Source organism: Paenibacillus rhizophilus (assembly GCF_003854965.1).
Taxonomy (GTDB): Bacteria; Bacillota; Bacilli; order Paenibacillales; family Paenibacillaceae; genus Paenibacillus_AQ; species Paenibacillus_AQ rhizophilus.
The window spans coordinates 1,150,929-1,161,780 of record NZ_RQPI01000001.1 but is presented as its reverse complement, the minus strand read 5'-3'; the positions used below and the strand labels follow the sequence as shown (position 1 = coordinate 1,161,780).

Annotated in this window: 9 protein-coding genes and 1 pseudogene; 9 read left to right on the top strand and 1 reads right to left on the bottom strand. The window is 55.6% G+C overall.

What is annotated here, in order from left to right:
• The 7 genes and pseudogenes from EH198_RS24855 to EH198_RS05410 all read left to right on the top strand — a co-directional run.
• Positions 1 to 245 (top strand): hypothetical protein (locus EH198_RS24855; RefSeq protein ID WP_221621482.1); only part of this gene is annotated, 245 nt, incomplete at its 5' end.
• 82 nt (positions 246 to 327) lie between these two features.
• Complete coding sequence (locus EH198_RS05430; RefSeq protein WP_124694476.1) at positions 328 to 1,188, top strand: EAL domain-containing protein; 861 nt, start codon at positions 328 to 330, stop codon at positions 1,186 to 1,188.
• A gap of 30 nt (positions 1,189 to 1,218) precedes the next feature.
• Positions 1,219 to 2,190 (top strand): GGDEF domain-containing protein, encoded by a 972-nt coding sequence (locus EH198_RS05425; protein ID WP_124694475.1) that lies wholly within the window; start codon positions 1,219 to 1,221, stop codon positions 2,188 to 2,190.
• 100 nt (positions 2,191 to 2,290) lie between these two features.
• Positions 2,291 to 2,728 (top strand): hypothetical protein, encoded by a 438-nt coding sequence (locus EH198_RS05420; protein ID WP_124694474.1) that lies wholly within the window; start codon positions 2,291 to 2,293, stop codon positions 2,726 to 2,728.
• A gap of 103 nt (positions 2,729 to 2,831) precedes the next feature.
• Positions 2,832 to 3,728 (top strand): selenium metabolism-associated LysR family transcriptional regulator, encoded by an 897-nt coding sequence (locus tag EH198_RS05415; RefSeq protein WP_124694473.1) that lies wholly within the window; start codon positions 2,832 to 2,834, stop codon positions 3,726 to 3,728.
• Between the two features lie 39 nt (positions 3,729 to 3,767).
• Positions 3,768 to 3,884, top strand: a pseudogene (locus EH198_RS25020) (N-acetyltransferase); the annotation flags it as partial.
• 11 nt (positions 3,885 to 3,895) lie between these two features.
• Positions 3,896 to 4,774, top strand: coding sequence for a PHP domain-containing protein (locus tag EH198_RS05410; protein WP_124694541.1), 879 nt, complete (start codon positions 3,896 to 3,898; stop codon positions 4,772 to 4,774).
• A gap of 171 nt (positions 4,775 to 4,945) precedes the next feature.
• Here EH198_RS05410 and EH198_RS05405 read toward each other — a convergent pair whose 3' ends face one another.
• Positions 4,946 to 6,841: an Rqc2 family fibronectin-binding protein gene (locus EH198_RS05405; protein WP_124694472.1), complete on the bottom strand. Its 1,896-nt coding sequence runs from the start codon at positions 6,839 to 6,841 to the stop codon at positions 4,946 to 4,948.
• A 194-nt stretch (positions 6,842 to 7,035) separates the two neighbouring features.
• Here EH198_RS05405 and EH198_RS05400 point away from each other — a divergent pair, with 194 nt between their 5' ends.
• A complete protein-coding gene (locus tag EH198_RS05400; RefSeq protein WP_124694471.1) occupies positions 7,036 to 9,882 on the top strand; it encodes a calcium-translocating P-type ATPase, SERCA-type in 2,847 nt (948 codons plus the stop codon).
• Between the two features lie 67 nt (positions 9,883 to 9,949).
• Complete coding sequence (dapF, locus tag EH198_RS05395; RefSeq protein WP_124694470.1) at positions 9,950 to 10,786, top strand: diaminopimelate epimerase; 837 nt, start codon at positions 9,950 to 9,952, stop codon at positions 10,784 to 10,786.
• The last annotated feature ends 66 nt before the right edge of the window (positions 10,787 to 10,852 follow it).

Sequence of the window (10,852 nt, the reverse complement as noted above, 5' to 3'; positions counted from 1 at the left end):
GGGAAAGGGCTGAAAAGTTTGCTTTCACGTTATCTGGAGCTTGGTTAACCTTTTGGAACCGCCGTATGCGGACCCGCATGTACGGTGGTGTGAGAGGACGGGGGCTTACCGCCCCCTCCTACTCGATAAATAGAAGAATTTTTAAGTTCACGCTTATAAACGTTTTGTATCGCCAAAGCGATAGATACAAGCAATATGGGTCTTTGGAATTAGGCCAACTGGATTATTTACGTGGAAACACTTGACTGAATTTTATCTGTAGTTAATATTGCGGCCCTATCCTATAAGAGTATCGGAAATTCAGACGAATAGCGTGCAGGAGCGAATATGATAAAACCATACATATCCTTTATGGAAGATGCGGCCATTCTGCATTACCTAAGGCATATCAACATCAAGGTGAAGAGAGAAATTACAGAATTAAGACGACTGGCGGAGTTTCTGAGGGTTATGAATCAAGAAGCGCTTTCCACCTTTTATCAGCCTATCGTTGAGCTGGCAACTGGCCAAACCATGGGGCATGAGGCGCTGAACCGCCCTCCCGCTTCGCAGCTCTTTCACTCGGCGGATATCTTCTATGAGTTCGCGGCAAAGACGGAGTATACGTCCAGACTGGATCGTTACTGTCGAAGGGTATCGCTTACGCGTTACGTAGGCAGTGCCTCTGTCGCAGGCTTTGGCGGTTCTGAGCTTCTTTTTATCAATGTAAGTCCCGGCATACTGAATGATGAACGTTACAAAAGCGGTGAAACCGTTAGTCTGCTCAAACAACTGGGGTTGACGCCATCCCGAGTTGTTCTGGAATTGACGGAAAGGCAGGCAGTCCATGATTATGTCGGTTTCGAAAAAACGCTGGCGCATTACCGCAAGCAAGGCTTCCGGATTGCAGTCGACGATGCCGGTTCGGGCTATAACAGCCTGAAGACGCTGGTATACCTGAAGCCGGAATTCATCAAGCTGGACAAGTCGCTGATCAGAGGCATCAACGGAAATCGAGAGCAGCAGCATCTGCTTGGACTAATACGCGAATATGCCCAGGCGTCGGGGACACGCGTCATTGCCGAAGGCATTGAAACCGAAGCGGAGCTTAAATATTTGCGTGAAGCGGCAATCGATTACGGACAAGGATATCTTGTTGGGAGACCGGAATCCTCCCCTGCCGCCGGTTGTATTCCCGCCATTGTTTGAAGTTCAAACTTGGAAAGGAGCCATTAATTGATGCAGCATAAAGTTGGAGAAGTATGCCAGTCGATTCCACACCTTGCTCCGAGTACACCTTGTGAATACGTGGATCGAATCTTTAAGCAAAATCCCGCGCTTCAGGGGGTAGCCGTCACCGAGGGTGATTTTCCGGTTGCTCTGATCATGAGAGTGAGATTTTACCAGAAAATAGGCACTTTATATGGCTATACACTGTATATGCAAAGACCTGTAAAGCTTATTATGGACAGCACTCCTCTGGTTGTCGATTACGAATGCCCCATTACAGAGGTCAGTAGACTGGCGATGGCCCGCGATGAAGAGAAGCTGTACGATGATGTTGTGGTTACCAGCGGAAACCGGTTATACGGCGCGGTCAGCGTTAGGGACCTGCTGCTTCATTTTGCCGAAATCCAGGTTGAAACGGCCAGCTACATGAATCCTCTTACCGGTCTTCCGGGCAATGTCAGCATCAACGAATGGTTGAAGAAATCCTTGTCGTTAGAACAGTTCAGCGTGCTCTATTTCGATCTGGACTACTTCAAGGCTTACAATGATACATACGGGTTTAAAGAGGGTGACCGGCTCCTTCAATGGACGGCGGAAATCATTAGTGGCGGCATGGTTCCGGCAGGGGGGCTTGTCGGACATATTGGCGGGGATGATTTTATTGTCGTGATGGATCACCATCATTATTCCGAAAGCTGCCGGACGGTTCTCCGCGCTTTCGATGAGACGATTAACAGTTTCTACTCCGAATCGCACCTGACGAAGCAGTCCGTACTGGCCGAGAATCGTTTGGGAAAATATGAAGAAATTCCGCTCGTCTCGCTTTCGGTTGCCGTCATAACGAACCGCTTCCGCCAATTTGGGTCGATTGAGGAGATTTCCACAGAGGCTGCGCGTCTGAAAAAGAGATGCAAGAACATCAAAGGGAGCTGTTTGATTGAAGAAAGCATGACGCCGGGAGTCTGTGCACAACCTACATAACCCGCGCTGCCGCTAGGGCCAAGCTTGAATATCCCGCTCTTAAGGTGGTAAGATGGCATCAATACATGCGCGCCAAGACCCTTTGTGGAGTGTGATAGCTATGCGCGATAAAGAATCGGCTAATCGGGGCGTTCACGAGCCGTTCTATGTGATGCTTAAAGAGTTCAGAATCGCCGATCTTGTGATTACGGCGCATGCGAGAAGCCGGTATGAGGACCGGAGCCAGGGAGACGGACAGTCCGGCAAAGAGACCGCCTTCTGGCTGTGGCAGTGTCTCAAGCAAAAAAGAGTGAGGGTGCATTCTCCGGATGAGCCGGAAATGTATGTGGTTGACAACGATCTTGTGATGGCGGCGCGCATAGTGGAAATGCCGGATGAAGCCGATCTTTACGGGAACCCCCTCTACAAGCTGATCGTCGTGTCGTTTCTTGGGAAAATGTCGGAGAACATAGATCTCAGGGATTTGAAGAACTATTTTGCTCGGCAGCGAAGTTTGCGGAGAACGCCCCTTATGCAGTCGGGCAGGAAGAGACGTTAAGTAAAGACATAAGGCGAAGAGGCATGCGGCCAGGGCCGCATGTCTTTTTGAAAATGAAGGAAGTTACAGAACATAAGTCATGGAATAATGGGAGTGGACGAGCGTGAATTTTCATCAGCTGCATATTTTTTACACCGTGTCCGAAAAAGGAAGCTTCTCCGCTGCGGCGCAGGCGCTGCATATGACCCAGCCGGCCGTGACGATGCAGGTCCAGTCGCTCGAGGAGTATTTCGGAACGAAGCTGTTCAACCGTTCCACCAAAAAAATCGTACTGTCAGACGCAGGAAGGACGCTTTTGCCCTTTGCGCTGCGCAGTATCGAACTGATGCGGGAGACCGATCAGGCGATGGCGGCCTATACTCACATGCTGGAAGGGCGGTTGCTGCTCGGTTCAAGCCTTACGATTGGAGAATACGTGCTGCCCCGGCTGCTTGCACCCTTTGGTAAGACGTATCCGAACATTTCCGTCATGCTGAAGATCATGAACACCACTCAAATTATGGAAGAAATTACAAAGCACCAGCTTAATTTCGGGCTGATCGAAGCGGAGGTAACCCATCCGGACATGGTGATCGAGCCGGTGATGGAGGACGAGCTGAAGCTGATTGTGCCGGGAGATCATGAGCTTGCCGGAAGAAGCGAAGTGCCGCTTGAAGAGGCTCTGAGGTACCCATTCGTGCTGCGCGAGCAGGGCTCGGGAACACGCCGGGTTATGGAGGAGCAGCTGCTGGCCAGAGGGATGGACCTGGGCGAGCTGCAGGTCGTTATGGAGCTTGGCAGTACGGGAGCGGTCAAATCGGCGGTGGAAGCGGGGCTGGGCATAACGATGCTGTCTCCCTCTACGGTTAGGCATGAAATCGCTTTGGGGCTGCTGAAGATCGTGGACATTTCCGACGCTTCGTTCAAGCGGCAGTTTTACGCGATTCATCAGAAATCGACGCTGCTGCCGATTCATGCGGTAACGTTCCTGAGTTTTCTTCGCCAGCACGCAGAGGACTAAGAAGTCTGGACAGTTATTTTCGGGGATTTGGGGGAGAGCGGAATGTCGGAAGAAGCCCGTGTCCGCAAGGCGCGTATCGTTCGGGGTCAATATTACGATGCGATCAAGATGGGGATTCTGCGCGAGGAATGGGAAGAAATGAAGCGGCTCGGATGAACAAGGAAGGGATGAGCGAATTGGTAAAAGAATTTGAGGCCGCCGGAGCCGCGTCTATCGGGCGCTGCGACCTGCACACGCACACACTTGCATCCGACGGCATGCAGCCTTCGGCTGAAAATGTGCGTCTTGCCAAGGAAAAGGGCCTGGCCGCGGTCGCCATTACGGATCACGATACGGTTGCGGGCTTGGCTGAAGCGATGAAGGCCGGGGAACAATACGGCATTACGGTCGTTCCCGGCGTTGAAATCAGCTCCCGCGCCGGCGGCAAAGACATCCACGTCCTCGGATATCATGTGGATTTCCGGGACGAATCGTTCCTGAGACGGCTGGCCGAACTGCGGGACACCCGCGCCGCGCGAAATGAAGCTATAATCGAGCGGCTGCAAGGGCTGGGCATTGAGATCACGATGGAGGCCGTAGTCCGGGGAATCGGCCGGGAGCTGAAGCCGGATGAGAGCGTGGGCAGGCCGCATATCGCTGACGAACTGGTGCGGCTCGGTGCGGCGTCGGATATGCGAGATGCCTTCGACAAGTATCTGGCAGAGGGAAAGGCCGCCTTTGTGGCGCCGCCGCGCATCTCCCCCGGAGAAGCCAGTCGCTGGATCGCCGAAGCGAAGGGAAAGGCGGTGCTGGCCCATCCCGGGCTGTACGGCGACGATGAATTGGTGCGCGGCATTCTCGGCAGCGGCGGATTCGCCGGCGTTGAGGTTTATCACTCCGACCACGGTCCCGCCGAGGAGGAACGCTACCTTGAGATGGCGCGGGAGTACGGCCTGTTGGTTACGGGCGGCTCGGATTTTCACGGCGCGCGGGGCGGCGTGATCTTCCACGGTGATCTCGGAAGCGTGACGGTAGGAGCGGATGTGCTGGAGCAGTTGAAGGCTTAAAGAAAGCATAGTCCCAAGCCCCAAGTCTGACGGGAACGCCCGGGCGACGCAAATCAAAGAAGCTTTCTCAAGAGCGGTCTGGCCGCCTGATGAAAGCTTCTTTTTAACTTATCTTGGCAGCGGAAAGGCGGATTCAATGGACTGTTCCATTCCGCCGTATTTCCGCTGAATTCAGCTTTTTAACGTGCTGGGAAGCCGTTTGATCATTTCTTCATCCGGCGTCACAAACAGAGTCCGCTGATGGTCATAAATGACGAAGCCGGGCTTGGATCCGCTTGGCTTGCGGACATGCCGGATCAGCGTGGAGTCCACTGGTACGCTGCTGGAATGCTTGGCCTGGCTGAAATAAGCGGCGAGCTGCGCGGCTTCATTGAGTGTGGCGTCGCCGAATTTTTCTCCTCGGATCACGACATGCGAACCGGGAATATCCTTCGTATGCAGCCACGTTTCGTTAGCTCCGGCCAGGCGGTTCGTCAGGTACTCATTTTGCAGGTTGTTTTTACCTACATAGATTTCCAAACCTTCCGAAGAAGTGAACACCTGGAGAGTCGGACGGGTAGGCTTCTTTTTCTTTTTGCCCTTTTTGCCGCGGTCCCGAAGATATCCTCCGGCCACGAGCTCTTCCCGGATTTCCTCGATGTCGTTCAGGGAAGCGTGATCGAGCTGCTGGAGCAGACCTTCCATATAGCGGATTTCCTCATGCGTCTTCCCAAGCTGCTCTTCGATTACCGCGAGGCTGTTTTTGTATTTATTGTATTTTTTAAAATAGCGCTGCGCATTGTCGGACGGAGTAAGCAGCGGATCTAGCGGGATCGTGATTTCCGCCTGATCCTCATCGTAATAATTGACCAGGCGAACTTCCTTGTCGCCTTTGGACAGCGTGTGCAGCGATGCGAACAACAGCTCGCCGCGAATCCGATACTGCTCGGCCCCGCCGGCTTCCTCCAGATCCGCGTGGAGGTTGGCCAGCTTCTTGACATTTTTGCTCCGTTCATTAGTCAGGAAACGGATCAAGTCGCTTACTCGCTGCTTTACCGTGTCCCGCTCGGCCTTGTCGCCGTAATAATCTTCCATACAGCGGCTGATCGTGTCGTAATGCTTCGTCTTGCCTTCCGGCAGCGTCAGCGGAATCGCGGAAAAGACAAGCTTCCCTTTGGCGTTCGTGCCGATAACCGGAGAGAATTGACACCGGCGGACCGGTTCCATAATGGATTCGAAGGCTTCAGCGAGCCTGTCTTCGAATCCGATTTCGTTCCCGGAGTATCCGCGAACCCCTTCCGCAGTCCCGGCGTCTCGGTTCTGCGCGGAACGCAGCGCGATTTCCTGAGCGATCAGCGGGCTGATGCCGCTGAAGGTATCGACGATCCAGGCAATGGGATCGAGAGAAGGCGGTTTAGGGGCGCTTTTTCCCGGGTTCTCCCGGCTTCTTCTCCGGTCACCTGAGCTTTCCGCCCCCTCTTCAGGGCTGGCTTCCGTATCCGCCGCAGGCTCTGCCTGCTTCTCCTCGGCGTCGCGGTACAGCTGCATGAAACCGCTCCGCGATACGTCCAGCGGGTTATGCTTGTTCTGTTCCGGCGGCTGCGTGTAGGCAAAGCCGGGCATAACAATCCGGTAGCTGCTGATGGCGGGAGTAACATGATGAATGCCGTCAATAATTGTGCCTGCGGAGACGTCGGTCAGGATGATGTTGCTGTGGCGGCCCATCAGCTCGATGATGATTTTCTTGGAAGACACGTCTCCGAGCTCATCCCTTTGCCGGATATCGAAATGAATGATGCGTTCCATCCCCACTTGGGAGACAGCTTCAATAACGCCGCCCTCGCAGTGCTTGCGCATCAGCATGCAGAACATGGGGGCTTCTGCTGGATTCAGGGTGCTTCTTTCCGTGAAGTGCAGGCGCGGATAGGTCGGATTGGCCGACAACAGCAGCTTGCCGCCACCGCCTGCGCCTCGGAGTGTAAATACAAGATCGTGATCGCCGGGTTGATATATTTTACTAATCCGCTGTCCAATGCATGCCTGAAGCTCAGTTACAATGGCGCGGGTCACGATGCCGTCGAGTGCCATGATTATAAATTCTCCTGTCGCTGGTAAAATTTCTTTCCTCTCTATGATGCCATACTTTCGCCGTTCAGCGCAAAACGAAGAGGATAAGCCCCAGTGATAATTCGGGACGACCCCGAATACATTGGTCATGAACGGGTGGAAAAGCGTTAACGCCGCCGGAAGTCAAGAAACGACCGGGAGGGGAATGGAGAGTCATGGAACAAAAAAGTTGGCACAGGCTCAGCAGTGAAGAACTGCAGAAAACATTCGCGGTTTCGCCGCAGCGGGGCCTTGGCGATGAGGAGGCTGAAGCAAGACGCAACGAGAACGGCCTAAATGAGCTGTCAGAGGGTAAAAAAATATCCCCGCTGACGCTGCTGCTGAATCAGTTCAAGGACTTCATGGTCCTCGTGCTTATGGGGGCGACGCTTGTATCGGGGCTGCTGGGTGAATACCTGGATGCGATCACGATTGTCGCCATCATCGCCCTGAACGGGCTCCTCGGATTCGTTCAGGAGTTTCGAGCGGAGCGCTCGCTGCGGGCGCTGAAGCAGCTGTCCGCGCCGTCGGCCAAAGCGCTGCGGGACGGAACCGTCCAACATATCCCGGCGAAGCTGCTCGTTCCGGGCGACATCGTCCTGCTGGAGAGCGGCGACCGGGTTCCAGCCGATGTCCGCTGGCTGGAATGCAGCTCCCTGTACTGCGAGGAATCGGCGCTGACCGGTGAATCGCTGCCGGTGTCCAAACACTCAGAGCCGATTCACGCCGAGGAGGTTCCCCTGGGAGACCAGAAGAATATCGGCTTCATGGGCACTATGGTCACCCGGGGAACGGGCAAGGCAATCGTCGTCCGGACAGGAATGGGCACGGAAATGGGCAAGATCGCCGATTTGATCCAGAGCACCGACGCCCAGGAAACGCCGCTCCAGCGGCGGCTGGAGCAGCTCGGTAAAATTCTGATTTACGTGTCGCTAGCATTGACTGTTGTTGTGGTGCTTGCGGGTATTTTGCACGGCCAGCCCGCGGTTTCGATGTTCCTGGCCGGGGTCAGCCTGGCGGTTGCTGCGATTCCCGAGGGTCTGCCCGCAATCGTCACCATCGCGCTGGCGCTTGGCGTGCAGAGGATGATCAAGCGCAAGGCTATCGTCCGCAAGCTGCCTTCAGTCGAGACACTGGGCTGCGCTTCCGTCATCTGTTCCGACAAGACCGGAACGCTGACACAGAATAAAATGACCGTCACCCGTGTCTGGAACGGAGGACGCAGTCTTGAGGTCACCGGCGATGGGTACGCTCCGGAGGGAGCGGTTCTGTACAAGGGCAAGCCTGCCGACTTGAAGAACGACCAGAGCCTGCGGCGGCTGCTGCAAATTGGCGCACTGTGCAGCAACGCCGAGATTTACGAGACGGTTTCCGAGGAAGCCAAGGCCAAACGCAAAGAAAAAGGCAAGGCGAAAGGCGGTGACGGAGAAACATCGCCGTCCGCAGCAGCCAAGGTATGGGAGCTTAAGGGTGATCCGACGGAAGGCGCACTTGTGGCGCTGTCCGCGAAGATGGGGCTGACCGCCTCGGCGCTAGCCGTAACCTTCTCCAGAGAGAAGGAGTTTCCTTTCGATTCCGAACGCAAGCTGATGTCGGTTATCGTGAGCCATCCCGGAGGCCGCATGGTGTGTACGAAGGGGGCGCCCGATGTGCTCCTGAGCCGCTGCTCCTATATGTTTTGGGAAGGGCAGGTAGTCCCGTGTACGCCGACCCTTCGGCAAAAAGCGCTTGAAGCGAACGAAGCAATGGCGTCGGACGCGCTCCGCGTCCTCGGTCTGGCTTACCGTGAGCTGCGGCCGAACGAACACGCCAATTCCGAGAAGGAGGCCGAGGGCCAGCTGATCTTCGCCGGGCTCGCCGGCATGATCGACCCGCCGCGCCGGGAGGTGCGGGACGCGATCAGCGTCACACGCCGGGCGGGCATCAAGACGGTGATGATTACCGGCGACCACGGCACAACCGCAGAAGCGATCGCCCATCAACTCGGTATCCTTCAGCGCGGCGGCAAGGTGCTGACGGGCAGCCAGCTGTCGCGGATGGACGACGACGCGCTCGACAAAATGTCGGACGGCGTGTACGTCTACGCCCGCGTCTCGCCCGAGCACAAGCTGCGCATCGTGAAGTCGCTGCAGCGGCGGGGCCATGTCGTCGCCATGACGGGCGACGGGGTCAACGACGCCCCGGCGATCAAGGCGGCGGACATCGGCATCGCCATGGGCATTACGGGCACCGACGTGACCAAGGAAGCGTCGGCGCTCATCCTGGGTGACGACAATTTCTCCACGATTGTGGCGGCGATCGAAGAGGGCCGGAGCATCTATGAGAATATCCGTAAATTCATCCGGTATTTGCTCGCATCGAATGTCGGCGAGATTCTGACGATGTTCTTTGCCATGATGCTCGGTCTGCCGCTTCCGCTCGTGCCCATTCAAATATTGTGGGTCAATCTGGTTACGGACGGTCTTCCGGCGATGGCGCTGGGCGTCGACCAGCCCGAGAAAGATTTGATGGAACACAAGCCGCGCGGCGCCAAAGAGAATATTTTCGCCCGCAGGCTCGGCTGGAAGATTGTCAGCCGCGGCATTTTGATCGGCCTTTGCACGCTCGCCGCCTTCTGGCTGACGCTGCGCGTCGCCCCGGAAGATCCGGCCCGGCTTATCCAAGCGCAGTCGGTGGCGTTCGCCACCCTCGTTATGGCCCAGCTCTTTCATGTGTTCGACTGCCGGAGCTCCCGATCCGTGTTTCACCGGAATCCGTTCCAGAACAAATATCTGGTGCTCGCGGTGCTCTCGTCCGTGCTGCTGATGCTGGCGGTCATGTACATCCCCGCGCTGCAGCCAGTTTTCAAGACAGTGCCACTTGGCTTTAGAGACTGGTCGCTTTGCCTCGTCGCCTCCGGTATTCCAACCTTCCTGATGGGCGCGGCCAGCGTCTGGGGCGGGAAACAGAGCCGGAAGCGTCTCCGTGCAGGGGGGGCCGGCGGCGGACGGAGCATGCCAAAAAGTACAAAAATTTCGGCATAAAATCAATAGCTTTGCCTGACCTCTTGCGGTATGCTTGTTGCAATTAACCGAAGGAGTGGACGAAGCTATGGAATTTACCAAAATGCACGGACTCGGCAACGACTTCATCGTCGTATTCGGCGAGAAGTCGCTGCCAGGGAACGCGGCGGAACTGGCCGTCAAATTATGCAATCGGTTCTTCGGCATCGGAGCCGACGGACTCGTATATATTCTGCCCTCGGAGCGCGGCGATTACATGATGCGGATTATGAATTCCGACGGTTCCGAAGCGGAGCAGTGCGGCAACGCTATTCGCTGTGTAGCGAAATACGTATACGATCACGGGCATGTGCAGTCGGAGCAAATCGTCATTGAAACGATCGGCGCGGGCGAACAGAAAGTGAAGCTGCAGGTGAAGGACGGGCAGGTGGAGACAGTAACGGTCGATATGGGCGAGCCCATTCTGTCGGGACCTCAAATTCCTGTGAACATCGAGGCCGAGCCGGTGCTCGGCCGACCGATTGAGACGGATGGAAAGGAATTTACATTTACCGCCGTTTCGATGGGCAACCCGCACTGCGTCATTTATGTGGACGACGCCGTTTCCTTCGATCTGGCGACCTGGGGACCAAAGCTTGAAGTTCATCCTTTGTTCCCGCGTAAGGTGAATGTCGAATTCGCCACCGTGAAAGACCGCGGACGCATCGACATGCGGGTATGGGAACGGGGAGCCGGACCGACGCTCGCTTGCGGAACCGGCGCTTGTGCCACGCTCGTCTCCTCCGTCCTTAACGGAGTGAGCGACCGGGCGGCGTGGGTAAGCCTGAAGGGCGGAGACCTGTATATTGAATGGAACGAAGAGGATAATCATGTATATATGACAGGACCGGCCGAAGCGGTATTTAAAGGGTCCGTATCCATATAAGCTATATTCCGCCAAAAAGTTTATTGTTTTAGGTCAACCAGCGAATGCTGGTTGGCCTTTTTTCGT

Excerpts from the sequence above, each read along its gene's own strand:
- EH198_RS05430 (WP_124694476.1), top strand. The coding sequence starts at position 328 with ATGATAAAACCATACATATCCTTTATGGAAGATGCGGCCATTCTGCAT.
- EH198_RS05425 (WP_124694475.1), top strand. The coding sequence starts at position 1,219 with ATGCAGCATAAAGTTGGAGAAGTATGCCAGTCGATTCCACACCTTGCT.
- EH198_RS05420 (WP_124694474.1), top strand. The coding sequence starts at position 2,291 with ATGCGCGATAAAGAATCGGCTAATCGGGGCGTTCACGAGCCGTTCTAT.
- EH198_RS05410 (WP_124694541.1), top strand. The coding sequence starts at position 3,896 with ATGAGCGAATTGGTAAAAGAATTTGAGGCCGCCGGAGCCGCGTCTATC.
- EH198_RS05405 (WP_124694472.1), bottom strand. The coding sequence starts at position 6,841 with ATGGCACTCGACGGCATCGTGACCCGCGCCATTGTAACTGAGCTTCAG.
- EH198_RS05400 (WP_124694471.1), top strand. The coding sequence starts at position 7,036 with ATGGAACAAAAAAGTTGGCACAGGCTCAGCAGTGAAGAACTGCAGAAA.
- dapF (WP_124694470.1), top strand. The coding sequence starts at position 9,950 with ATGGAATTTACCAAAATGCACGGACTCGGCAACGACTTCATCGTCGTA.